The following is a 22,606-nucleotide window of genomic DNA, read 5'->3' as shown; positions in this document are numbered from 1 at the left end:
CCGGGAAAAGGTTGGCCGCGCCCTACGCATCTCGCTAGACCCGCGCAACGATGTTTCGCGCGTTCTTCCTGTCGATCGGCGACCTGACCGACCCCGCGATCCTGCGCGTGTTTGCTAAGACCATCGCGCTGACGGTGGTCGTGTTCCTCTTGCTCGGCGCGGGATTGTGGTTCGCGACGCGGTGGCTGGTTATCGACCAGCTCGGCTGGGACGAAGAGACCGGCAATCTCGCCGCGATCAGCGGGTTCCTGGCGATGCTGCTGTTCGGCTGGGTATTGTTCCGCGCGATCGCGGTAGCGGTGATCTGGCTGTTCGGCGACGAGATCGTGGTCGCTGTCGAACGGCGGCACTATCCGGAGGCGCTGGCCAGCGCGCATCATGTGCCGATCGCGCGGTCGGCGGCAATGGGGTTGCGCTCCGCGTTGCGTACCTTGCTGATCAATATCGTGCTGGCCCCGGTCTATGTCGTGCTGCTGGTTACGGGAGTGGGCACGCCGTTGCTGTTCTATGCGGCCAACGGCTGGCTGCTCGGCGCCGATCTGGGCGAGATGGTCGCGGCGCGGCACCTGTCCAGCGCTGAGATGAAACAATGGGCGCGCGATACGCGATGGAGGCGGTGGGACATGGGCGTGATCGTCGCGGCGTTGCTGAGCGTGCCGATCGTCAACCTTGTCGCGCCCGTGCTCGGCGCGGCGATGGCGACTCATCAATTCCATGGGAGACGGCGATGAAGCGGGCGATGATAGTCGGCGGCGCGCTGCTGCTTGCCGGATGCGGCGAGGCGGCGCCGCGCCCGGTAACCGTGGCCCCGATCGTGCTGCGGCCGATCCCGACCACTGGGCTCGAGCGCGTCATGGGCCGTGACGCCGCCGAACTCACCCGCACGTTCGGCGCGCCCGATGCCGATGTCCGCGAAGGCAATGCGCGCAAACTACAGTTCAAGGGGACGATCTGCGTTCTCGACACCTATCTCTACCCGTCCAAAGGCGGCGGCGAGGCAACCGTCACCTATGTCGATACCCGCCAGCCGGACGGCAGCCCGATCGACCGCGCGAGTTGCGTGGCAGCGTTAGCGCGGCGGGGTGGCGGGAAGTAGCCGCGCGATCGCCCAGCCGGCGGCATCGCGAACGACCTCCGAAGAATCGTTGCTAAGCACCTCCAGTAACGGAACCAGCGCCGCGTCACCGCTGTTGCCCGCCGCATAGGCGGCGTTCCGCACCATCCGATCACGCCCGATCCGCTTGATCGGCGATCCCGCGAACACCTGACGAAACCCCGCATCGTCGAGCGCCAGCAGCTCCGCGAGTGCAGGAGCTGCGAATTCCGCGCGCGGCAGGAAGGCGCGGTTAGCAGCCGCAGCATCGGCGAACTTGTTCCACGGGCACACCGCGAGACAATCGTCGCAGCCGTAAATGCGATTGCCGAGCGCCGCCCTGAACTCTTCCGGCACCGGCCCCTTATGCTCGATCGTCAGGTAGGAGATGCAGCGCCGCGCATCGAGACGATAGGGCGCAGGAAACGCGTCGGTCGGGCAGGCGCGCTGGCACGCGTCGCACGACCCGCAGCGATTATCCCCCGCCCGCGACGGCGCGAGGTCGAGCGTGGTGTAGATCGCGCCGAGAAACAGCCAGCTGCCATGCGTGCGGCTGACCAGGTTGGTATGCTTGCCCTGCCAGCCCAGTCCCGCGGCCTCGGCCAGCGGCTTTTCCATCACGGGTGCGGTGTCCACGAACACCTTGAGGTCGGAACCCGGCGCTTCGGCGACGATCCACCGCGCCAGCGCCTTCAACGCGCGCTTGACGACGTCATGATAGTCGCCCCCTTGCGCATAGACCGAAATCCATCCCAGATCCCCCTCGCCCGCCAACGCCAGCGGATCGCGGCCGGGCGCGTAGCTCATCCCCAGCGCGATCACGCTTTTCACCTCGGGCCATAACCCGACCGGGGCCCCGCGCTGCGCCGCGCGCTCCTCCATCCATATCATCTCGCCATGGCGGCCTTCGTCCAGCCATTGCCGCAAACGCGCGCCCGCCAGCGGCGCGGCGTCGGCGCGAGCGACGCCGATGTCCGCGAAACCGAGCGCTAACGCCTCGGCCCGCAACCGTTCCTCGAATGGCCTTTCGTGATCCACCGCGCCCCGCTACCACGATTGCCGAGAACAAAGGGATAGTTTGCGTGACACAAACCCTGGCGGTCACCGCCAACGGCCTGGTCAAGAAATTCGGGCAACGGAGAGTGGTCGACGGGATCGACCTGGCGGTGCCGGCGGGCACCATCTACGGCGTGCTGGGTCCCAACGGCGCGGGCAAGACGACGACGCTCCGTATGCTGCTCGGCATCATCGAGCCGGACGAAGGCAAGCGGACGTTACTCGGCCACAGCCATCCGCGCGACGCCAGCGATCAGGTCGGCTATCTGCCCGAGGAACGTGGTCTCTACCCGGCGATGAAGGCGCGCGAGGCGATCGCGTTCATGGGGGCGTTGCGCGGCCTGCCATGGACCGTGGGACGCAAGCGCGCGGTCGACCTGATGGAGAATGCGGGCCTGGGCTATGCGGTCGACACCAAGATCCGCAAACTGTCGAAGGGCATGGCGCAGCTCGTCCAGTTGCTCGGATCGGTGGTGCATCAGCCCGATCTGCTGGTGCTGGATGAGCCGTTTTCGGGACTCGATCCGGTCAACCAGGAGAATCTCGAAAAGCTGATCCGCGGCGAGCAGGCGCGCGGGGCGACGGTACTGTTTTCGACCCATGTCATGGCGCACGCCGAGCGGCTGTGCGACCGGCTCGCGATCATCGCCGGGGGCAAGCGCCGGTTCGAGGGCACGGTCAACGATGCCCGCGGGCAATTGCCGATGCAGGCGCACTACACGCCCGAACGCGACGACCAGTCGATCGCCGGAATCCTGCCCGCCGACGCGCGGCATAATGGGCGGGAATGGATCTTCCCGGTGCCCGATGGCGGGATCGAAGACATGTTGCGGCTGTTGACGCAATCGGGCCATGGTGTGGCGGGGCTGTCGATCGAGCGGCCCGGTCTGCATGACGCCTTCGTCAAGATCGTCGGCGCTAAGGCGCTGGCCGAAGCCGAAGCCCAAATTGAAACGGAGTCGTTGTGATGGCCGCCGGTTCGTTCCGCCGCCATATCCGCCAGGCGCTGACCGTGGCGCGACGCGATTTCATCGCGACCGTCTTCACGCCGACGTTCCTGATATTCCTGCTCTCTCCTCTCCTCACCATCGCGTTCGGCGCGGCGGGCGGCGTCGGGGCGTCGTCAATGACGCAGAGCGTGATCGAGCGCAGCAAATTGGTCGTGCTGACCACGCCCGACCGCACCCCCGCGATCCAGACGATCGATGCGCAGTTGCGCACGGTGTTCGATCGTCGCGAGGCGCCCCCGCCGATCGAGTTCAAGCTGCCCGAACGGAACCCCGACGCCCAGGCACGCGGCCTGATCGGCAGCCGCGAGGGCGATGTCGATGCCGTCCTCTACGGCCCACTCGAAAAGCCGCACATCCTCTACGGCAACGGCGCGGCGAGCGAGGCGAACTATCTCGCAATGCTGGCCGACCAGGTGCTGCGCGCCGATCGCGTGGGTTCGGCCGCGCCTCTCAGCACGCCGATCAAGACTCGGATCGCGCAGACGCAAGTGACCGTCACCGGACATGGCACCGCCGCGTTCCTGGCGGTGATGGCGATATTCCTGCTGACACTGTTCCTTGCCGGCCTCACGATCGGGACGATGGCGGAGGAACGCAACAACAAGGTGATCGAAGTGCTCGCCGCCGCAGTGCCGCTCGAATCGGTGTTCGTCGGCAAGCTGATCGGCATGTTCGGCGTCGCTTTGCTGTTCGTCGGGTTCTGGGGCACGGTCGTCTCGCAAATCACCAGCCTGTTGCCCGCCCGCATGGCGGTCGAACTCGCGCAAGTCGCACCGGCGGTGGGCAAGCCGATGTTCGCCCTGCTGTTCCTCATCTATTTCGTGATGTCCTATCTGCTGGTCGGCGCGGCCTATCTGATCCTGGGCGCACAGGCGTCGACCCAGCGCGAATTGCAGATGATGTCACTGCCGATGACGTTCGTGCAGATGGGCATGGTCGGGCTGGCGACGACCGCCGCGGCCAATCCCGGCGGCATGATCGCGCTGATCGCCGAAATCTTCCCGTTCAGTTCGCCGATGGCGATGGCCGCGCAAGCCGCGAATTCGCCGTCGCTCTGGCCGCATGCGATCGCGATCCTGTGGCAATTACTGTGGGTATCGGTGGTGATCTGGCTCGGCGCGAGTTGGTTCCGGCGGGGCGTGCTCAAATCGGGCGGCGGACCGAAGAGATCGAAAGCAGGTTAGCCGATACGCTATTGACATTTGTGTAAGTATCGTCTTGATCTGGTAAAAATAGGAGAGTGGGCGATGGCGACCAAATCGCAGGAAGAGGTCATGCAGATGGTGGCGGGCGGCCCCGTCCTCAAATATGACGGACCCATCGATCCGCTCGACGTCTCCCGTCCCGAACTCTACCGCGACGACATATGGCAGGCTCCGTTCGAGGAACTGCGCGAAAAGGCCCCGGTCTATCGCGTCGAGGGATCGGACTTCGGCCCCTATTGGTCCGTTTCCACCTACAAGCCGATCGTCGAGGCTGAATCGCTCCCCGACATCTTCTCGTCCGAGGCCGGCGGCATCACGCTCGCCGACATGATGCCCGACAGCGACGTGAAGATGCCGATGTTCATCGCGATGGATCGGCCGAAACACACCGGCCAGCGTCGTACCGTCGCCCCCGCCTTCACGCCGAGCGAGATGGTGCGGATGAAGGACGACATTGTCCGCCGCACCGCAGAGATTCTCGACAGTCTCGAATATGGCAGGGAGTTCGATTGGGTCGATACCGTGTCGATCGAACTGACCACGCAGATGCTGGCGATCCTTTTCGATTTCCCGTGGGAGGACCGGCGCAAGCTGACCTTCTGGTCCGACTGGGCGGGCGATATCGAACTGGTGAAGACGCCCGAACTGCGTGAGGAACGCCTGAAGCACATGTTCGAGTGCGGGGCCTATTTCGGCAATCTGTGGAACCAGAAGGTCGGCAAGGAACCCACCCCCGACCTCATCAGCATGATGATCCATTCGGACGCGATGTCGGAAATGGACCAGTACGAATTCCTGGGGAACCTGATCCTGCTGATCGTCGGCGGCAACGACACGACGCGCAACACGATGAGCGCGATCGCCTATGGCCTCGACAAATTTCCCGACGAGCGCGCCAAGGTGGAGGGCGACCCGTCGCTGATCGCCAATACGGTCCAGGAAATCATCCGCTGGCAGACCCCGCTCGCGCATATGCGCCGCACCGCGACGCAGGATCATGAACTCGAAGGCCAGCTCATCAAGGCGGGCGACAAGCTGGCCCTGTGGTATCTATCGGCCAATCGCGACGCGAGCGTGTTCGGCGACAACGCCGACGACATTCAGGTCGATCGCCCCAATGCGCGGCGCCACCTGGCGTTCGGGCACGGCATCCACCGCTGCGTCGGCGCGCGCCTCGCCGAATTGCAGGTCAGCGTTCTGCTGGAGGAAATGGCCAAGCGCCGCATGCGCGTGAACGTGGTCGGCGAGCCGGAGCGCGTGTCCGCCTGTTTCGTCCACGGTTATCGCAAGCTGCCGGTCGAACTCAGCAAATACTGACGGGTAACAAAATGCGTCCGTCGCTCGTATCTATGAACGACGGAGACCCGATATGACCAATCGACGCGAATTCCTGAGCCTTGCGAGCGCCGGCACCGCCAGCATCGTCCTTTTCGGCTGCCGCGCGGCTCCCGCCCAGCCGCCCGAAAAGTTCGAAGTGACGATGACCGACGCCGAATGGCGCAAAAAGCTCGGTCCGGCGGCGTACGAAGTGCTGCGCCACGAAGATACCGAACGACCCTTTTCCAGCCCACTCAACGACGAGCACCGCGCGGGCACGTTTTCGTGCAAGGGCTGCGCGCTGGCGCTCTATTCGTCAGCGACCAAATTCGACAGCGGCACCGGCTGGCCCAGCTTCTGGAAGCCGTTGCCCAACGCGATCCGCACGCGCGCCGATGGATCGCTAGGCATGTCACGGACCGAAGTGCATTGCCGCCGCTGTGGCGGGCATCTGGGCCATGTATTCAACGACGGGCCGAAGCCGACCGGGTTGCGATACTGCATGAACGGCGTCGCGATGACCTTCGCACCGGGCAAGGCATGAAGAAAAAGCCCCGCCCCGGCTGTCCGGGACGGGGCTTTCGAAAACCTGCGCTGGATCGGCTTAGTCGCGCACACCCACCATGCGGCCGGTGCCGGCGGCGACACTCGCCATTTGCAGCGAGGGCAGCTTGGGTTCGTCATCCATCCGGTCGTCGCTCGGCGCGCCGTTGGCGTAGATGAAGCCGTTGGTCGGATAGACCGAAGTGCCGAGGCCGCCCTGCGGCCCGTACCATACGCGAACCTCGCTCCAGTCGCCCGCCGCCGACACGTCGACCGCGCGCGCGGTATATTCGATGCCGCCGCGGCGCGACCAATTGGCATGGTTGAGCAGTACTTCGCGATCGCTGACGATCGCCGCAACTGTCGCAACATGACCGAGGCGCATCTTGCCGGTCGACCGGAACGAGAGCACCGCGCCGACCTTCGGCGCATTGCCCCGTTCATACTTTCCGGCGGCCTGCGACCACCAGGTGTTGGCGTTACCGAAGATCTGGATGCCGGAAACTTCCCGGGCGTAAGGCGCGCACTGCCAGAAGCGAGCTTGGGCGGGAACCACCGTCATCAGGGCGCACACCGCCGCCAGCGCAAAACGCGCTGTCAAAACACCAAATTTCATGGACCCCCCGAAGGTCGTCGTGAACTGTTGATGATGGGCTAGATGGACAAATCCGACATGGAAACCCTGTCGCGGGGATGAACGGAGGCTTTCACGACGAACTGTGTGGAGTCGCCGATGAGCGCCCTATTGAGGAGGGAACGCTGTCCTATTTCGCAAGCGCAGCATGGCGAATCGTCAATCGGAAACGTGCGGAAGTCCTTCGTTTTCCGCGGCCGCCAGCCCTGCCAGTCGTGCCTCGTGCTCGGCGCGGCCGAACGGGAAACGGGTGAACAGGAACGCTGCAATCGACCCCAGCGTGGCATAGATGAGGATGAACATCAGGACGAGATGATTGACCTTCGCCTGCGACACCGTCGCCGGATCCATCTTTTCCTGCAATCCAGCGAGCGCCAGGATCGCACCCGCGGCGGCGATGCCGAGGCCGGACGTACATTTCTGGACGAAGAACGATCCGGCGAAAAACACGCCCTCGTTCCGCCGCCCGGTGCGTGACTGCGATTCCTCGACGACATCGGCCATCATTGACGCGCCAAGGATGAACGACGACACGTTGAGCGCCGTCGTCGTCGCGAACATCGGATATAATATGGCTACTCGCGTCCAACCCGGTGGCGGCAACACGTCAAGCATAAGCATCGCGTAGGGAACGATATACGACCCCGCCCCCAGCAACACGAATGCGCTAGCCGCCTTCGGCTTGCTGGTGTTGCGACCGATGCGCGGCGCGATGATGAAGGCGGCCATCGCTCCCGCGAATAGCGTCAGCGGCAGCAGTTGCAGCGCGCCGGGACTGAGCTTCCAGGCATAGGCATAGAAATAATTGGCGAGCGCGTACCCGATCCCCTGATTGGTGTAAGCGCATACGCCCGCGAGGATCAGGATCACGAACCCGCGATTATGCAGCGTCCCCCACAATTCACGCAGTACCGCGCCGAACGACTGCGATTCGACCTCGACCTTGGGCAAGCGCTGGATCTCGCCATGCGTACCGATTGCCGAGACCAGCACGCCCACGACCATCAGTAACGCCGCAGCCAACGCCAGCCTATGATAGCCCGTCAGGTTGAGCAGCCCGACCGGATAATCGTCGGACGGCAGCAGTAGCACGCCATACGCGAGCAGCACGATGCTCAATCCCCCCCGCCCAGCCGAACAAGTAACGGTATGCGGTAATCCGGGTCCGTTCGTCATAATCGGTGGTCAGTTCGGGGGTGAGCGCCTGGCTGGGCACCTCAAAACAACTGACCGCGCTGCGCGTGATGACGGCGGTGACGAACAGCCAGCCGAGCCGGAAGGCCTCGCTCCCCGCCGGCGGGTTCCACAGCAACAACCAGCCGATCGCGATCGGCGCGGCGGAGGCGTAGAGCCAGGGATGCCGCCGTCCCCAGCGACTGCGCGTGCGGTCGGACAGGATGCCGACCATCGGATCGATGAACGCGTCGAAGACGAGCGCGGCCATGATCACCAACCCGACCTTGAACGAATTCAGTCCGAGCACTTGATTGTAATAGATCAGCAGAAAGGTACCGAACGCGGCGTCCTTCGCGCCGTACGCCACCGACCCGAACCCGTAGGCCAGCGTCACGCCCGTCTTCAGGCGTCGCCGGACCGGGACGGCGATGCCGCCCGCTGCATCGACCTGCGCGTCGCTCACGCCGAGGCTGCCTCCAGCGCGGAGAAGATGCCCGGCACGCTGTCGTCCCAGCTCGCTCGCGTGCCGATCAGCATCCCGCCATCGACGAGAATATCCGTGCCGGTGACGAACGCCGCGTCGTCGCTCGCGAGGTAGGCGACGGCCGCCGCAATGTCTTCAGGCCGTCCGGCGCGCTGGACCGGCTGCGCCTTTGCGGCGGTCTGCGCGATCACGCCGTTGACGTGGTCGCGCGCCGCCCCCTCCAGCCCGAGTGCGGAGGTGAAGATGTTGGTCGTGATGAAGCCGGGGATCACCGCATTGACGCGAATATTATGCTTGGCGAGGTCGGCAGCGGCTATCTTGGTGAGGTGCAGCACGCCGGCCTTCGCGGTCGAATAAGCGGTCGGGGCATAGCCGCTGCCCAGCGCCGACACCGACGATGTGTTGACGATCGCCCCGCCGCCGCGCTTCGCCATCAACGGCGCGGCGTATCGGATACCCATCGCCACCGACCGGAGCAGCAGCGCCATCGTGCGGTCCCAGTCGTCGGGCGAAATCTCGTCGATCTTCTCCCGGCTGCCCGCCGCACCGGCATTGTTGAACAGCACGTCGATCCCGCCTGCGGCGTCGGCCGCCGCCATCAATGCTTCGATCTCGGCGGCTTGCGTGACGTCAGTGCGCTGGAACCGGATGCGGCCGTTCGAGGTGTCGGCGAGTTCCTGGCCGCCCGCGACGTCGAGGTCGCCGATCAGCACGTCCGCGCCTTCATCGACCAGGCGCAGCGCCGTCGCGCGTCCGATGCCCGAAGCGCCGCCGGTGACGACCGCGCGCTTGCCCTGAAACCGCATCAACTTCTCCTGCGTCCTTGTTTTCGGATCAGCATAAGGGTGCACAAAGGGTGGTCAATCGGCGTTTTTCGAATTTCGGGTTTGCGAGCCACGATGCTTTGATGCATCGGATCGCGGGAAAGACAGGAGAGCCACGATGGCGCTTGACGCCGAAACCTTCGACGCTTTGATCGATACGGTCCGCCGGTTCGTGGCAGAACGGTTGCGCCCCCTGGAGGCCGAGGTTGAGGCGAACGATGCGCTTCCCAACGACGTCATCGCAGAGATGAAGGAGATGGGACTTTTCGGCCTGTCGATCGCCGAGGAATATGGCGGGCTCGGGCTGACGATGCTGGAAGAGGCGAAGGTCGCGATCGAGCTTGGCCGCACCACGCCCGCGTTCCGGTCGAGCTTCGGCACCAATGTCGGGATCGGCAGCCAGGGCCTAGTGATGGCGGGCAACGACGCGCAGAAGGCCGAGTGGCTGCACCGGATCGCGAGCGGCGAGATCATCACCAGCTTCGCGCTCACCGAGCCGGATGTCGGATCGGATTCGGGCGCAGTGAAGACCCGGGCGGTGTGGGATGGGCAGGCCTATCGCCTGTCGGGGACCAAGCGCTACATAACGAACGCCGACAAGGCCGACCTGTTCACCGTCATGGCGCGTACTGGCGACGATACGGGCGCGCGCGGGGTGTCGGCATTCCTGGTACCCCGCGATTTGGCCGGCGTATCGATCGGCGAACCCGAGAAGAAGATGGGGCAGAAGGGCGCGAAGGTCGCCGATGTGATCTTCGATGACGTGATCGTCCCGGTCGAAAACCGGCTCGGCGCGGAAGGCGAAGGGTTCAAGATCGCGATGCGCGTGCTCGATCGCGGGCGGCTGCACATCAGCGCGGTGTGCGTCGGGGTGGCCGAGCGGCTGATCGCCGATTGCGTTGCGTATGCAACCGAGCGCAAGCAGTTCGGCAAACCGATTGCCGAGCACCAGTTGATCCAGGCGATGATCGCCGACTCCAAGACCGAAGCGTTGGTCGCAAAAGCGATGGTGCTCGAAACCGCCGCCGCCAAGGACGCCGGCAAGGACGTCGTGATGGAATCGGCGGCCGCCAAATACTTCGCCAGCGAGATGGTCGGCCGCGTCGCCGACCGCGCGGTCCAGATCTACGGCGGCGCGGGCTATATCGCCGATTACGGCATCGAACGCCTCTATCGCGACGTACGCCTGTTCCGGATCTACGAAGGCACCAGCCAGATCCAGCAACTCATCATCGCGCGCGAAACCATCAAGCGCGGCGGCTGACCTCCTCCCCAGGGCAAGCCATCACACTCAGGAGACCGACATGGACACGAGCAAGTTCTTCAGCCTGGAGGGACGCGTCGCCCTTATCACCGGCGGGTCGCGCGGCATCGGCAAGATGATCGCGGCGGGCTATATCGCGCAGGGGGCGAAGGTCTATATCTCCTCGCGCAAGGCCCCGGCATGCGAGGAAACCGCCGCCGAGCTCGGACCAAACTGCATTCCCATTCCTATGGACGTTTCGACGGTCGAAGGATGCAAGGCGCTCGCGGCGAAGATGGCGGAGCATGAGGATCACCTCGACATTCTGGTCAACAACGCCGGCGCGGCGTGGGGCGTGCCGTTCGAGGAGTTCCCGGAGAGCGGCTGGGACAAAGTGATGGACCTCAACGTCAAGTCGCCCTTTTTCCTGACACAGGCGCTGCATGGGATGCTCAAGGCCAAGGCGAGCTACGACAGGCCGTCAAAGGTCATCAACATCACCTCGATCGACGGCCTGCGGCTCAATCCCTGGGAAACCTACAGCTACCACGCCTCCAAATCGGCGCTGATCTACCTGACAAAGCGAATGGCGGCGCGACTGATCAACGACGCGATCATCGTCACCAGCCTCGCTCCCGGTGCGTTCGCCAGCGAAATGAACAAGGCTGCGCGCGACCATGGTGACGAAGTCGCCAAGCGGATCCCGATGCGCCGGATCGGCACCGACGAGGATATGGCGGGCGCCGCGATCTTCCTTGCCAGTCGCGCGTCGGACTATGTCGTCGGCGATACGCTGGTGGTCGACGGCGGGCTGGTCAACGCCTCGCTGGGCGTCTCGATCGACGCCTAGCTTTCGGGTTGCGGGTGGTTCGGAGTCAGGATCAGCGTCCGCCCCTCCACCCGCCAGCTCTTGAGCCGCGACAGGAAGTTCATCCCGATCACGTCCATGTCGCCGAACGCAGGCGAGGTAACGACGGGTAAGTCGCGCGCGACGATATTGCCGATGCGGATTTCGGGCGCGGTAGCAGTGGTCGCGCGGATCGATCCGTTCGCGGTCTGAACGATCATCGGGAACGGACTTCGGTCAGGCTTGAGACCAACGGCCTCGGCGGTTGCCGCCGATAGCGCGGTGACCGTCGCGCCGCTGTCGACCAGCATCCGCCGCTCGACGTCGCCGAACTTCACCGTCACCCAGAAATGCCCGTCGCTCGCCATCGGCACGCGCATTTCCTTGCCGACGACTTCCTGGTTTCGATCGAGCTGGAGGAAGGACGCGATCCGCGCAAATGTCGGGTCGAACCGGCCGCGCTCGCCGATCAGCAGCGCCGCCAGCGCGATCGCTCCCAGCATGAACACGAACGACACGATCCGCCCGACCACGCGAAAACGCTGCGCCAGCAGCAGGACGACCGCTGCGCCGCCGATCAGCAGATAAAGCTGCGTCGATCCACCCAACCCGTCAGCCATGCCGCGTATCTGCCATGGCACAGATGTATGGCGGCTGACGCGGCTTCGCCAGTGGCTCGACTACCCTGCAATCCCTCCCGCTGCGAGCACCGCCAGCGTCACCAGTTCGCTCGCGGTCGAGGTCATCGGGGCGATTTGGACGGGCTTTTCCATGCCCACCAGCATGGGGCCGATCACCGAATCGCCGCCCAGTTCGCGGAGCAGTTTCGCCGAGATGTTGGCGGACTGCAGACCCGGCATGATCAGCACGTTGGCGGGGCCGGACAGGCGTGCGAACGGATAGTTGGCGAGCTGCCGGGGGTTGAGCGCGACGTCGGGCGCCATTTCGCCTTCATATTCGAACCCCACCTGACGCTTGTCGAGCACCCCGATCGCGTCGCGCAGATTTTCCAGCCAGCGCCCCTCGGGATTGCCGAACGTCGAATAGCTGAGGAACGCGACGCGCGGTTCGTGCCCCATCCGCCGCGCGACCGCCGCAGTCTGCTCGGCGATGTCGGCAAGTTCCTCAGCCGTCGGCCGCTCGTTGATCGTGGTGTCGGCCATGAAGACGGTATGGCTGCGCCCGACCATGACGTGGATGCCGAACGCCGTCCGCCCCGCCTCGACGTCAATCACGCGGCGAACGTCGCGCATTGTTTGGGCGTAGGTCCGCGTGACGCCGGTGATCATCGCATCGGCCTCGCCGAGTTGGAGCAGCACCGCGCCGAATGTATTGCGGTCCTGGTTGATCATCCGCTCGACGTCGCGGCGCAGATAGCCGCGCCGCTGCAACCGCTGGTACAGGAAATCGATCATGCGCGGCACGAGCGGCGAAATGCGGCTATTATGGACTTCATATTCCTCGACGTCCTTGACGCCGAGCGCGCGGAGGCGATCGTGGACGTCGTCGCGGCCGACCAGCACCGGGGTGCCATAGCCGCCCTCGCGGAACGCAACGGCGGCGCGCAGTACCACTTCCTCCTCGCCTTCCGCGAACAGCACGCGCTTGGGCTGCGCGCGCGCGCCTTCGTAAGCGAGCGTCAGCACCGACGTGGTCGGATTGAGCCGTGCGCGGAGCTGCTGGCGATAGGCCGCCATGTCGAGGATTGGTTTCGTCGCGAAGCCGGTGTCCATCGCCGCCTTGGCGACCGCGGCGGGAACGACCTCCATCAACCGCGGATCGAAGGGCGCGGGGATGATGTATTCGGGACCGAACGTGTGGCGCACGCCGTACGCCGCGGCGACTTCCTCCGGCACCTGTTCGCGTGCGAGTTCGGCGATCGCCTGGGCGGCGGCGATCTTCATTTCCTCGTTGATTTCGGTCGCGCGCACGTCGAGCGCACCGCGGAAGATGAACGGGAAGCCGAGCACGTTGTTTACCTGGTTCGGATAGTCCGACCGCCCTGTGGCGATGATCGCGTCGGGACGCGCTTCCTTCGCCAGTTCGGGCAGGATTTCGGGGACCGGGTTGGCCATCGCGAAGATGATCGGCGCGGGAGCCATGTCCCTCACCATGTCCGGCGTGACAGCGCCGGCCGCCGACAGGCCGAGGAACAGGTCGGCCCCCACCAGCGCTTCCTTAAGGGTCCGCTTTTCGGTTACGGCCGCATGCGCCGACTGCCATTGATTGATGTTCTCGCGGCCCTGATAGATCACGCCCGACCGGTCGCACATGATGACGTTCTCGTTGCGCACGCCCATCGCCTTGATCAGCGCGGTGCAGGCGATCGCCGCCGCGCCCGCGCCGTTCACCGCGACCTTGATCTCCGACAGCTGCCGTCCGGTCAGCAGGCACGCGTTGATGAGACCGGCGGCGGTGATGATCGCGGTGCCATGCTGGTCGTCATGGAAGACCGGGATGTTCATCCGCTCGCGCAGCGTCTGCTCGATGATGAAGCATTCGGGCGCCTTGATGTCCTCAAGGTTGATCCCGCCGAAGCTGGCGCCCAGGAGTTCCACGCAGCCGATGAATCGATCGACATCCTCGGTCTCTACCTCCAGGTCGATCGCATCCACATCGGCGAAGCGTTTGAACAGTACCGCTTTGCCTTCCATCACCGGCTTCGACGCCAGCGCGCCAAGATTGCCGAGGCCAAGGATCGCGGTGCCGTTCGAGATGACCGCGACCAGATTGCCCTTGACCGTGTAATCATACGCCGTCGCTGGATCGGCCGCGATTGCTTCGACCGGCACCGCCACGCCCGGCGAATAGGCGAGCGCGAGGTCGCGCTGCGTCGCCATCGGCTTCGACGCGATGATCTCGATCTTGCCGGGCCGTCCCTCCGAATGGAACAGCAATGCTTCGCGGTCGGAAAACTGGGCGGACTTCTTCTCGGTCATTGGTGGAGCAACCTCTCTGTCGGCTCACCCTTAGGAGCCGCATGCCGATAAGGGAACCGGCTTGCCGCCCTCCTGCGCCGTGCCGATTGCTCGATCATGAAAGCCGGACCGTGCGATTATCCGCACATTTTACCACAGCAAAGCCGCGCGACGGGTTTGCGGCATGGCGAGCGTCGGCTAACTCGGACGCGATGGCCGACGCCGCCCCCACCCCGATGATGGCGCAATATCTCGCGCTCAAGGCGGAAGCCGGCGATTGCCTGCTATTCTATCGGATGGGCGATTTCTTCGAACTGTTCTTCGACGACGCCAAAGTCGCGAGCGCCGTGCTCGACATCGCGCTGACGGCGCGCGGCGAGCATGCGGGCGAGAAGATCCCGATGTGCGGCGTGCCTGCGCATGCCGCGGTCGGTTATCTCCAACGGTTGATCAAGGCGGGGCATCGCGTCGCGATCGCCGACCAGACCGAAAGCCCGGCCGAGGCGAAGAAGCGCGGCGGTTCGAAGGCTTTGATCGCGCGCGCGATCGTGCGCGTGGTGACGGCGGGGACGCTGACCGAGGAAGCGTTGCTCGACGCGCGCGCCGCGAACTGGTGCGTCGCGATCGGCGAGGCGGCGGGCGCCATCGCGGTCGCGGCGGCGGACGTGTCGACCGGGCGGTTCGAACTGGTGGAGACGGATGCAGGCGGTTTGGCGGCCGAACTCGCGCGGTTGAGCGCGGCGGAGGTCATCGCCAGCGAGGGCAGCGCGGTCGAGCAATACGCCACGACCCTGCGCCCCAAAAGCGAGTTCGATTCGACCACCGCCGAAACGCGATTGAAACGCGTCTACGGCGTCGCGACGCTCGACGGCTTCGGGCAGTTGAGCCGTGCGGGGCTGGCCGCGGCAGGCGGACTGGTCGCGTATCTGGAGCATACCGCGAAGGGTTCGCTCCCCTTCCTGCGCCCACCGCGCATCGCCAGCGCGGCGCAGACGATGGCAATCGACGCTGCGACGCGCGAGAGCCTGGAACTGACTCAAACGCAGACCGGCCAGCGCAAGGGCAGCTTGCTCGACGCGGTCGATCGTACGGTGACGGGCGCGGGCGCGCGGTTGCTGGCGGCGGATGTTGGCGCGCCGTTGATGGACAAGGCGGCTATCGAGGCGCGGCTGGATCTGGTGCAACGGCTGCACGACGATGGCGGTTTGCGCGAAAGCCTGCGCGCGACGCTGCGCAGCCTGCCTGACATCGGACGCGCGCTCGGGCGGATTGCGGCGGGCCGCGGCTCTCCGCGCGATCTTGGCCAGTTACGTGACGGCCTCGACGGCGCATGGCTACTCGGCGAGCGAATCGACAGATTGGCCGAGCTGCCCCGGCTCCTAGCCGAAATCGCACCGCGGCTGCGCGGTCATGGCGCGCTGATCGACCTCTACAAGCGCGCGCTGGTACCGATGCCGCCGATCGACGCCTCGGACGGCGGCTATATCGCGGAAGGGTATGACAGCGCGCTCGACGATCTGCGCGACATCGGCGCGGGCGGGCGGCGCGCGATTGCTGCGCTGGAGGCCGAATATCGCGGCCGGACCGGGGCGACGGCGCTCAAGATCCGCCACAACGGCGTGCTCGGCTATCATGTCGAGGTGCCGGCAAAGGCCGCCGACGCGCTGATGGCGGCGGACAGCGGGTTTACCCACCGCCAGACGCTGGCGGGCGTGGTGCGGTTCAACGCGCCCGAACTGCACGAACTCGCGATGAAGGTGACGCAGGCCGGCAGCCACGCGCTCGCTGCGGAAGCCGCGCACCTGGAGGATCTGACGCAAACGGCGCTCGCCAGTCGCGAAGCGATCGCCGCGACCGCCGACGCGCTGGCGCGGCTCGATGTAGCGGCGGGCTTGGCCGAACGCGCCGCCGAGGGTGGCTGGGCGCGGCCGCATCTCGCCGATCACGCGTGTTTCGACATCGAGGGAGGGCGGCACCCGGTCGTCGAAGACGCCGTCCGCCGCACCGGCGAGCGGTTCGTCGCCAACGATTGCGGCCTGTCCGAAACCAACCGGCTGTGGCTCGTTACCGGCCCCAACATGGGCGGCAAATCGACCTTCCTGCGCCAGAACGCGCTGATCGCCGTGCTCGCCCAGGCAGGCAGCTTCGTGCCAGCGACGAGCGCAACGCTCGGCCTTGTCGATCGCCTGTTCAGCCGCGTCGGCGCGTCCGACAATCTGGCGCGCGGGCGATCGACCTTCATGGTCGAGATGGTCGAGACTGCCGCGATCCTGGCGCAAGCGACGCCGCAGTCGTTCGTGATCCTCGATGAGGTCGGGCGCGGCACGTCCACGTACGATGGTCTGGCCATCGCCTGGGCCGTGGTCGAGGCGATCCACGAGGACAATCGCTGCCGCTGCTTGTTCGCGACGCACTATCACGAACTGACCCGCCTCGCAGAACGCTGCGACGCCCTAACGCTGCACCACGTCCGCGCGCGCGAATGGAAGGGCGACCTCGTCCTGCTGCACGAATTGGCCGACGGCCCCGCCGACCGCAGCTATGGCCTCGCCGTCGCGCGGCTCGCCGGTCTGCCGCCCGCGACCATCGCCCGCGCGAAGGCGGTGCTCGCCAAGCTGGAAGCCGGCCGTGCCAAGACCGGCGGGCTGGCAGCCGGACTCGACGATCTCCCGCTGTTCGCGGCCGCAGTCGAGGCCGAGGAAGAGGAATGCGACGCGATCCGCGCCGAAGTCGAAGCGTTGGACGTCGATGCCCTCTCCCCCCGAGACGCGCTGGAGATTCTGTACCGCCTCAAGACACTCGCTCGCGACGCCTGATCCCGCGATCGTTGCGCGATCCACACATTAGTGCGAGTTTGCGCGGGCGGGGAGATGCGACTCATGGAAATCCAGGACGGGCTGTTCCCGGCGTCGGGACCGGGCATGCTGGCGATGCCAGTTCCCTCACCGACGGTCGCCGGCCCAACCTTGCGCACCGCGCGCGAGCGCATGGGCATGACGCTGCAGGATGTAGCCGGCGAGACGCGCATCGCCGTCCGCCACCTCGCCGCGATCGAGGAAGGCCGGTTCGACGGCTTCGCGGCCTCGGTCTATGCGATCGGTTTCGCGCGCAATTACGCCCGAATGGTCGGCGTCTCGCGCGACTGGATCACCGATTGCCTGCGTGACGCGATCACCGAACAGTTCGACGCGCGCGATCGCTTCGATCTCGGCTGGAGCGGCCAGCCGGCACGGCGCGTCCGCGCCGCGCAATTCAAGCGGCGCTAACGTGCGTGACGGGGCGGCATTTCGTCCCTATCTGACCAGCCATGTCCTCGCGCTTCGACACGTTGCCGCAACGCCGTGCGATCATCGATCGGCGCGCCTTGGCCGATACATTGGCCGCCGCGATCGAGGGCAACGACAGCGGCAGGCTGCGCCAGGCGGCAACCAGAGAATTGAAGGCGGCGCTGGCGGCGGGTCGTGCGGAGATCGAGGCGCGGCTGATCGCGCACCCGTCGCGCGGACTGGAGATCGCCGCGTCCCAGGCGTTCCTGATCGACCAGATTCTGCGCCTGCTCTACGATTTCACCGTCCAGCGGCTCTACCCGCTCAGCAACCCCACCGCCGCTGAACGGCTCACGCTGATTGCGGTCGGCGGCTATGGGCGTGGCGAAATGGCGCCCTATTCGGACGTGGACATCGGCTTCCTGACGCCGTGGAGGGAAACGCCGTGGCACGAACAGGTGGTCGAATCGATCCTCTATTCGCTGTGGGACCTGGGGCTGAAGGTGGGTCAGTCGATCCGCAGCGTCGACGAAATGGTGCGCCAGGCGAAGGGCGACGTGACGATCCGCACCGCGTTGCTCGAGGCGCGCTACGTTTGGGGCGACCAGAATCTGTACGACGAGGCGGCACGCCGCTTCAAGGCCGAGGTCCAGAACAATACCGAGCGCACCTTCATCGCGGAGAAGCTCGCCGAACGCGACCAGCGCCACAAACGGATGGGCGACACACGCTACGTCGTCGAACCCAATGTCAAGGAGGGCAAGGGGTCGTTGCGCGACCTCCACGCGCTCTTTTGGATCGGCAAGTATGTCTATAACGTCCAGACCGCGTCGCAACTGGTCGAGACCGGCCTGTTCTCCGCTTCCGAATATGCCCAATTCCACCGCGCCGACAATTTCCTCTGGGCGGTCCGGTGCCACCTGCATTCGATCGCGGGCCGCGCGGAGGATCGCCTGACCTTCGACATGCAGCGTGACATTGCGGAGCGGATGCGGTTCGCCGACCGGCCGGGCAAGTCCAAGGTCGAACGCTTCATGCATTACTACTTCCTGCAGGCGAAGGCGGTCGGCGACCTGACGGGTGTGTTCCTGGCGCACCTCGATGAGAAGTTTGCGGCGCGCGGGCGGCGGTTCGGGCTGCCGACTCTGCGGCGGCGGCCATGGAAGCTCAACGGCTTCGTTCTCGATCGCGGGCGCCTCGCGCTCCCCAACGACAATTTTCTCGCCGAAAAACCGACCCGGTTGATCGAGATGTTCGCGCTGGCCGACCGGCATGACCTGGAAATCCACCCACTCGCGATGCGCGCCGCAGCGCGCGACGCGAAGCTGGTCGACGACATCCGCCGAGACCCCGACGCCAACGCCCTGTTCCTCGACGTGCTGACCAGCCACCGCCATCCCGAAACGGCGCTGCGCCGGATGAACGAGGCGGGGGTGTTCGGCCGTTTCGTACCCGATTTCGGCCGCGTCGTCGCGCAAATGCAGTTCGACATGTATCACCATTTCACGGTCGACGAGCACACGATCCACGCGATCGGCTTGCTCAGCCGGATCGAAAAGGGCGAGTTGCAGGACGACCATCCGCTCGCCCACGCGATCATGAAGCAGATCGCGTCGCGGCGTGTGCTCTTTGTCGCTGTCCTGCTCCACGACATCGCCAAGGGACGCGGCGGCGACCATTCGATCCTGGGGGCGGGCGTGGCCGAACGGCTATGCCCTCGGTTCGGCATGACCGCCGCAGAGACCGAGACCGTCGCTTGGCTGGTGCGCTATCACCTTCTCATGTCGGCGACCGCGTTCAAGCGCGACCTGTCGGACTTCAAGACGATTCTCGATTTCTGCGAAGTGGTGCAAAGCCCCGAGCGGCTGCGCCTGCTGCTGACGCTGACCGTGGTCGACATTCGCGCTGTCGGACCCGGTGTGTGGAACGGGTGGAAACGGCAGTTGCTGACCGACCTGTACGAAGCGGCCGAGGAAGTGCTGCGGCTCGGGCACAAGCAGAAGGGACGCGGCGAACGCATCGCAGCCAAACAGGAAACGGTCGCCGCGACGCTCGGCTGGGACGCGAAGTCCTTCGCTCGGGTCGTCAAGAAGCTGCCCGAATCCTATTGGGTCGCCGAGCCGGAAGACGTGCTCGCGGCGAACCTTCGCCTGGTCGCCGAAGCCGGCGATGCGCCGCTATCGATCGCCATATCGGTCAAGAGCGACCGGGGCGCGACTCTGGTGACGATCTACGCCGCCGACCATCCGGGGCTGTTCTATCGCATCGCGGGTGCGATCAGTATCGCGGGCGGCAACATCATCGACGCGCACATCCACACGACGCGTGACGGCATGGCGCTCGATAATTTCCTGGTTCAGGATCCTTTGGGTCGGCCGTTCGACGATGCCGGGCAGATCGCACGGCTAAAGCGGGCGATCGAGGATTCGCTGGCCAATCGCAACAAGCTGGCCGAACGGTTGAAGGCCAAACCCCTGCCCCGCCCGCGCGCCGAAGCATTCGACATCAGCCCCGCGGCGTTTATCGACAACCACGCGTCCAACCGTTTTACGGTGGTGGAGGTCAATGCCCGCGACCGCCCCGCGTTGCTCCACCAACTGGCGCACGCCTTGTTCCAGTCGAAGGTGACGATCCATTCGGCACATGTCGCGACCTATGGCGAGCGCGCGGTCGATACCTTCTATGTAACCGATCTGACCGGCGACAAGATCGACACGGCGAGCCGCGTGAAAGCGCTCGAGCGGCGGATGGTCGAGGCAGCGTCGGGCGAGGCCATTCGCGAGGCGGCATGACGCATATTCGCGAAAACCCCCCGTTCGGGTGATGGCGCGACACCCGTCGACCGGCGATAAGCAGGAACGACTCAACAGGGAGATCGACGATGCCGGTTTTGGGGATGGGTGGCTTCTTTTTCCGCGCGAAGGACCCCGACGCGCTCAATGCCTGGTATCGCGACAATCTGGGCGTCGGCGCGGGCTGTTCGGCGGACGATACCGGGCCGGCGGATGAATGGACCTGGACCGTGCAGGGCGGCCCGATGGTGTTCGCGCCGTTCAAGGCCGACACAGACTATTTCGCAGCCGACAAGCAGTTCATGCTCAACTTGCGGGTGCGCGATATCGACGGCTTGATCGAGAAGCTGAAGGCGGACGGGATCGATGTGATCACAAAGCCCGAGTGGAGCGACCCGGCCACCGGACAGTTTGCGCGGATTCATGATCCGGAGGGGAATGCGATCGAGCTGTGGGAGCAGCCGGTAGCATAACCGAAACGCAAAACGGCGCGGAGTAAATCCGCGCCGTCGGTTGTCGCTACGCGACGCCGTCGGCGTGGCCGACGAGACGCGAAATAGCTTTCGCTATTTCACTTGGGCGCCAGCACCATCAGCATCTGCCGGCCTTCCATGCGCGGATAGGATTCGACCTTGGCGTCCTCGACCGTGTCTTCCTGAACGCGCTTGAGCAGGTTCATGCCCAGCTGACCGTGCGACAATTCGCGACCGCGGAAGCGCAGCGTTATCTTCACCTTGTCGCCTTCGCCGATGAACTTGTGGACGGCCTTCATCTTCGTCTCATAGTCATGATCGTCGATGTTCGGACGCATCTTGATCTCCTTGATCTCCTGCGTCTTCTGGCTCTTGCGGGCAAGGTTGGCCTTTTTCTGGGCCTCGTACTTGAACTTGCCGACATCCAGGAACTTCGCGACCGGCGGGTCCGCGTTGGGCGACACTTCGACCAGGTCCAGACCCAGTTCGGCGGCCTGCTCCATCGCTTCGCGCGTGTACATCACGCCGAGATTCTCGCCCTCATGGTCGATTACGCGGACCTTGGGCGACTGGATGAATTCGTTGAATCGGGGGCCGTTCATCGGCGGCGCCTGCAAAGGCCGGCGCATATTGGGCGGTGGGATAGGTGATGCTCCTGTGGTTACGGGAGCGCCGATATAAGCTTTCGGCATCGACTTGGAAAGCGGGCGTGGACGAAGGCACGCCAGAAACACTTCGTCACAATCCAGCAACTCCCCGCTCCCACCCGGAGGATAGCCAAAGCGTGTCGTCCGGCATGTCGTCTCATGGTCCCAGAGAAGGCGCAGCCGGGCGGCCCGCAGGCGGAACGTTCACCACCTCAATAAAAGCAGGGGGAATGTTCCATGAAATATCGTCTGGCCGTGTTTTCGGCGTTGTTATGCACTGCCACCCCCGCGTTCGCGCAGGAAGAACCGCCCAAGCCCATTACGGTGTCGGGCGGTGTGGCCGTCGTCAGCGACTATCGCTTTCGCGGTGTTTCGCAAACCGACAAGCAGATCGCCGTGCAAGGCGGAGTCAGTGTCGCGCATGAGAGCGGCCTTTATATCGGCACCTGGGGATCGAACTTGGCTGGCTGGGGCACGTTCGGCGGCGCCAACCTGGAACTCGACCTGTATGCCGGGTTCAAGAAGGAAGTCGCCAGCGGCACGACGATCGACGTCGGCCTGACCTGGTACATGTACCCTGGCGGTGCCGATTTGACCGATTTCGCCGAACCCTATGTCAAGCTGGGTACCACGATCGGTCCCGCCAGCCTGTTGGCGGGCGTCGCCTATGCGCCCAAGCAGAAGGCACTCGGCAACTTCTCCAACACGCCGCAAAGCCGCGGGCAATCGCAGGACAATCTGTACATCTGGGGCGATGCCAGCGTCGGCATTCCGAAGACGCCGCTGACTGCCAAGGTGCATCTCGGCCATTCGAACGGCAATCCCGGTCTCGGTCCGAACGGCACCAGCGTCGCCCCGACCGGGGACTATTTCGATTGGTCGGCCGGGCTCGACTACGTGCTCGGACCGGTGACGCTCGGCGTATCCTACGTCGATACCGACATCACCAAGGCGAAGTCGGCGTATCTTTTGCCGAATTTCTCGTCGACCAAGAACGGATCTTCCATCGCGGGGCCGACAGTGGTGTTCTCGGTGAGTGCCGCGTTTTAAAAAGGGGGCGGCGGGCGGTTTCGGCCGC

21 protein-coding genes are annotated in these 22,606 nt (G+C 65.1%); 13 read left to right on the top strand and 8 right to left on the bottom strand.

All coding sequences use genetic code 11. From position 1 onward, the window contains the following. Positions 1-50 precede the first annotated feature (50 nt). Positions 51-731, top strand: a complete 681-nt coding sequence (locus J0J06_RS00665; protein WP_294039432.1) for an EI24 domain-containing protein — start codon at positions 51-53, stop codon at positions 729-731. Then, complete coding sequence (locus J0J06_RS00660; RefSeq protein WP_294039431.1) at positions 728-1,096, top strand: hypothetical protein; 369 nt, start codon at positions 728-730, stop codon at positions 1,094-1,096. Before J0J06_RS00665 ends, J0J06_RS00660 begins: the two co-directional genes overlap by 4 nt. Here the strand turns inward: J0J06_RS00660 and queG are convergent. After that, positions 1,070-2,131, bottom strand: coding sequence for a tRNA epoxyqueuosine(34) reductase QueG (gene queG / locus J0J06_RS00655; RefSeq protein ID WP_294039430.1), 1,062 nt, complete (start codon positions 2,129-2,131; stop codon positions 1,070-1,072). The two genes, J0J06_RS00660 and queG, sit on opposite strands and share 27 nt — an antisense overlap. 44 nt (positions 2,132-2,175) lie before the next feature. Here queG and J0J06_RS00650 point away from each other — a divergent pair, with 44 nt between their 5' ends. From J0J06_RS00650 to msrB, 4 genes are all read left to right on the top strand, one after another. After that, positions 2,176-3,117 carry an ATP-binding cassette domain-containing protein gene (locus tag J0J06_RS00650; RefSeq protein ID WP_294039429.1) on the top strand — a complete coding sequence of 314 codons (942 nt, stop codon included), beginning with the start codon at positions 2,176-2,178 and terminating at the stop codon, positions 3,115-3,117. Next, the gene (locus J0J06_RS00645; protein ID WP_294039428.1) at positions 3,117-4,343 is read left to right on the top strand and encodes an ABC transporter permease; all 1,227 of its coding nucleotides are present in this window, start codon (positions 3,117-3,119) and stop codon (positions 4,341-4,343) included. Before J0J06_RS00650 ends, J0J06_RS00645 begins: the two co-directional genes overlap by 1 nt. Positions 4,344-4,439: 96 nt before the next feature. Further along, positions 4,440-5,681, top strand: coding sequence for a cytochrome P450 (locus J0J06_RS00640; RefSeq protein WP_294040791.1), 1,242 nt, complete (start codon positions 4,440-4,442; stop codon positions 5,679-5,681). A gap of 52 nt (positions 5,682-5,733) precedes the next feature. Next, entirely contained in the window at positions 5,734-6,225 is a 492-nt protein-coding gene (gene msrB / locus J0J06_RS00635; protein ID WP_294039427.1) for a peptide-methionine (R)-S-oxide reductase MsrB, read from the top strand. Positions 6,226-6,285: 60 nt separating this feature from the next. Here the strand turns inward: msrB and J0J06_RS00630 are convergent, their stop codons facing one another. The 4 genes from J0J06_RS00630 to J0J06_RS00615 form a co-directional block, all read right to left on the bottom strand. After that, positions 6,286-6,840: a CHAP domain-containing protein gene (locus tag J0J06_RS00630; RefSeq protein WP_294039426.1), complete on the bottom strand. Its 555-nt coding sequence runs from the start codon at positions 6,838-6,840 to the stop codon at positions 6,286-6,288. Between the two features lie 177 nt (positions 6,841-7,017). Then, complete coding sequence (locus J0J06_RS00625) at positions 7,018-7,968, bottom strand: MFS transporter (RefSeq protein ID WP_294039425.1); 951 nt, start codon at positions 7,966-7,968, stop codon at positions 7,018-7,020. Then, positions 7,889-8,497, bottom strand: coding sequence for an MFS transporter (locus J0J06_RS00620; RefSeq protein ID WP_294039424.1), 609 nt, complete (start codon positions 8,495-8,497; stop codon positions 7,889-7,891). Before J0J06_RS00620 ends, J0J06_RS00625 begins: the two co-directional genes overlap by 80 nt. Next, entirely contained in the window at positions 8,494-9,324 is an 831-nt protein-coding gene (locus J0J06_RS00615; protein ID WP_294039423.1) for an SDR family NAD(P)-dependent oxidoreductase, read from the bottom strand. Before J0J06_RS00615 ends, J0J06_RS00620 begins: the two co-directional genes overlap by 4 nt. A gap of 136 nt (positions 9,325-9,460) precedes the next feature. On the opposite strand from J0J06_RS00615, the gene J0J06_RS00610 reads away from it, so the two are divergent. Then, a complete protein-coding gene (locus tag J0J06_RS00610; RefSeq protein ID WP_294039422.1) occupies positions 9,461-10,606 on the top strand; it encodes an acyl-CoA dehydrogenase family protein in 1,146 nt (381 codons plus the stop codon). Between the two features lie 40 nt (positions 10,607-10,646). After that, positions 10,647-11,435, top strand: coding sequence for an SDR family oxidoreductase (locus J0J06_RS00605; protein ID WP_294039421.1), 789 nt, complete (start codon positions 10,647-10,649; stop codon positions 11,433-11,435). On the opposite strand, the gene J0J06_RS00600 is transcribed toward J0J06_RS00605, so the two are convergent. Both J0J06_RS00600 and J0J06_RS00595 read right to left on the bottom strand, forming a co-directional pair. Continuing rightward, positions 11,432-12,052 (bottom strand): TIGR02281 family clan AA aspartic protease, encoded by a 621-nt coding sequence (locus tag J0J06_RS00600; protein WP_294039420.1) that lies wholly within the window; start codon positions 12,050-12,052, stop codon positions 11,432-11,434. The genes J0J06_RS00605 and J0J06_RS00600 overlap by 4 nt on opposite strands. A 60-nt stretch (positions 12,053-12,112) precedes the next feature. Next, positions 12,113-14,371 carry an NADP-dependent malic enzyme gene (locus tag J0J06_RS00595; RefSeq protein ID WP_294039419.1) on the bottom strand — a complete coding sequence of 753 codons (2,259 nt, stop codon included), beginning with the start codon at positions 14,369-14,371 and terminating at the stop codon, positions 12,113-12,115. Positions 14,372-14,586: 215 nt separating this feature from the next. Here J0J06_RS00595 and mutS point away from each other — a divergent pair, with 215 nt between their 5' ends. From mutS to J0J06_RS00575, 4 genes are all read left to right on the top strand, one after another. Continuing rightward, a complete protein-coding gene (mutS, locus tag J0J06_RS00590) occupies positions 14,587-17,166 on the top strand; it encodes a DNA mismatch repair protein MutS (protein ID WP_294040790.1) in 2,580 nt (859 codons plus the stop codon). Positions 17,167-17,229: 63 nt separating this feature from the next. After that, entirely contained in the window at positions 17,230-17,616 is a 387-nt protein-coding gene (locus J0J06_RS00585; RefSeq protein ID WP_294039418.1) for a helix-turn-helix transcriptional regulator, read from the top strand. A 41-nt stretch (positions 17,617-17,657) separates the two neighbouring features. Next, on the top strand, positions 17,658-20,408 hold the full coding sequence (locus J0J06_RS00580; protein WP_294039417.1) for a [protein-PII] uridylyltransferase: 2,751 nt from the start codon (positions 17,658-17,660) through the stop codon (positions 20,406-20,408). Between the two features lie 89 nt (positions 20,409-20,497). Beyond that, positions 20,498-20,881 (top strand): VOC family protein, encoded by a 384-nt coding sequence (locus J0J06_RS00575; protein ID WP_294039416.1) that lies wholly within the window; start codon positions 20,498-20,500, stop codon positions 20,879-20,881. A 98-nt stretch (positions 20,882-20,979) separates the two neighbouring features. Here J0J06_RS00575 and infC read toward each other — a convergent pair whose 3' ends face one another. Further along, positions 20,980-21,510, bottom strand: coding sequence for a translation initiation factor IF-3 (infC, locus tag J0J06_RS00570; protein WP_294039415.1), 531 nt, complete (start codon positions 21,508-21,510; stop codon positions 20,980-20,982). A gap of 255 nt (positions 21,511-21,765) precedes the next feature. On the opposite strand from infC, the gene J0J06_RS00565 reads away from it, so the two are divergent. Next, positions 21,766-22,578: a TorF family putative porin gene (locus J0J06_RS00565; RefSeq protein WP_294039414.1), complete on the top strand. Its 813-nt coding sequence runs from the start codon at positions 21,766-21,768 to the stop codon at positions 22,576-22,578. Positions 22,579-22,606: the final 28 nt, after the last annotated feature.

It is taken from the genome of Sphingomonas sp. (assembly GCF_017304615.1).
Taxonomy (GTDB): Bacteria; Pseudomonadota; Alphaproteobacteria; order Sphingomonadales; family Sphingomonadaceae; genus Sphingomonas.
This window is presented reverse-complemented; position numbering and strand designations above follow the sequence as displayed.

Excerpts from the sequence above, each read along its gene's own strand:
- J0J06_RS00665 (WP_294039432.1), top strand. The coding sequence starts at position 51 with ATGTTTCGCGCGTTCTTCCTGTCGATCGGCGACCTGACCGACCCCGCG.
- J0J06_RS00660 (WP_294039431.1), top strand. The coding sequence starts at position 728 with ATGAAGCGGGCGATGATAGTCGGCGGCGCGCTGCTGCTTGCCGGATGC.
- J0J06_RS00645 (WP_294039428.1), top strand. The coding sequence starts at position 3,117 with ATGGCCGCCGGTTCGTTCCGCCGCCATATCCGCCAGGCGCTGACCGTG.
- J0J06_RS00640 (WP_294040791.1), top strand. The coding sequence starts at position 4,440 with ATGGTGGCGGGCGGCCCCGTCCTCAAATATGACGGACCCATCGATCCG.
- msrB (WP_294039427.1), top strand. The coding sequence starts at position 5,734 with ATGACCAATCGACGCGAATTCCTGAGCCTTGCGAGCGCCGGCACCGCC.
- J0J06_RS00630 (WP_294039426.1), bottom strand. The coding sequence starts at position 6,840 with ATGAAATTTGGTGTTTTGACAGCGCGTTTTGCGCTGGCGGCGGTGTGC.
- J0J06_RS00615 (WP_294039423.1), bottom strand. The coding sequence starts at position 9,324 with ATGCGGTTTCAGGGCAAGCGCGCGGTCGTCACCGGCGGCGCTTCGGGC.
- J0J06_RS00610 (WP_294039422.1), top strand. The coding sequence starts at position 9,461 with ATGGCGCTTGACGCCGAAACCTTCGACGCTTTGATCGATACGGTCCGC.
- J0J06_RS00605 (WP_294039421.1), top strand. The coding sequence starts at position 10,647 with ATGGACACGAGCAAGTTCTTCAGCCTGGAGGGACGCGTCGCCCTTATC.
- J0J06_RS00600 (WP_294039420.1), bottom strand. The coding sequence starts at position 12,052 with ATGGCTGACGGGTTGGGTGGATCGACGCAGCTTTATCTGCTGATCGGC.
- J0J06_RS00595 (WP_294039419.1), bottom strand. The coding sequence starts at position 14,371 with ATGACCGAGAAGAAGTCCGCCCAGTTTTCCGACCGCGAAGCATTGCTG.
- mutS (WP_294040790.1), top strand. The coding sequence starts at position 14,587 with ATGATGGCGCAATATCTCGCGCTCAAGGCGGAAGCCGGCGATTGCCTG.
- J0J06_RS00585 (WP_294039418.1), top strand. The coding sequence starts at position 17,230 with ATGGAAATCCAGGACGGGCTGTTCCCGGCGTCGGGACCGGGCATGCTG.
- J0J06_RS00580 (WP_294039417.1), top strand. The coding sequence starts at position 17,658 with ATGTCCTCGCGCTTCGACACGTTGCCGCAACGCCGTGCGATCATCGAT.
- J0J06_RS00575 (WP_294039416.1), top strand. The coding sequence starts at position 20,498 with ATGCCGGTTTTGGGGATGGGTGGCTTCTTTTTCCGCGCGAAGGACCCC.
- infC (WP_294039415.1), bottom strand. The coding sequence starts at position 21,510 with ATGCGCCGGCCTTTGCAGGCGCCGCCGATGAACGGCCCCCGATTCAAC.
- J0J06_RS00565 (WP_294039414.1), top strand. The coding sequence starts at position 21,766 with ATGAAATATCGTCTGGCCGTGTTTTCGGCGTTGTTATGCACTGCCACC.